The organism is Pseudomonas sp. 51_B (assembly GCF_017491595.1).
Classification (GTDB): Bacteria; Pseudomonadota; Gammaproteobacteria; order Pseudomonadales; family Pseudomonadaceae; genus Aquipseudomonas; species Aquipseudomonas promysalinigenes.
In genome coordinates this window covers 1-540 of sequence record NZ_JAFGYW010000149.1, presented here as the reverse complement: position 1 = coordinate 540, position 540 = coordinate 1, and the positions used below count along the sequence as shown (strand labels likewise).

General features: G+C 61.9%; 1 protein-coding gene. It reads right to left on the bottom strand.

Going from position 1 to position 540, the window contains the following annotated elements; all coding sequences use genetic code 11:
- Positions 1-540: alpha-glucosidase C-terminal domain-containing protein (locus J5M56_RS24090; protein WP_207937954.1), on the bottom strand; the 540-nt coding region annotated here is incomplete at both ends.

The following is a 540-nucleotide window of genomic DNA, read 5'->3' as shown; positions in this document are numbered from 1 at the left end:
GCGTACACGCGATAGCGCCAATTGCTGCGGCAACGGCGGGCCGACATGGTCTTCGGCAATGAAGCCGAACGGCAGTTGATAACGGTTGGTCTGGCCACCGCTGGTGACTTCGATTTCGCTGAGCAGCACTGGATGCTGGGCGTCGCCGAAACGCACGCCATAAGCCAGATTGACCTTCTCGATCGCCGCGTCCTTGCCGGCGAACCAGCGACGGTTCTGCAGCCAGCTCGGCAGAATGCTTTGCTCCAGCGTGTTGCGCGACGGTGCTTCGAGCAGCTCTTCCATGCGTTTTTTCAGTACCAGCGTGGTGAAGTCCGGCAGGCTCTGCGCCGGTTCGACGTGCCAGCTCGGCATCTGGTTCTCCGTTGCCAGCGCGAACCAATAGAAGCCGTACGGCGCCAGGGTCAGAAGGAAATTCAACTGGCCGATCGGCGGGAACGCGTTACCGCCGAGCATTTCCACCGGCACCATGCCGACGTACGCCGACAGATCCAGCTCCACTGCTTGCGCACTGCGCGAGACGTTGGCCACGCACAGGAT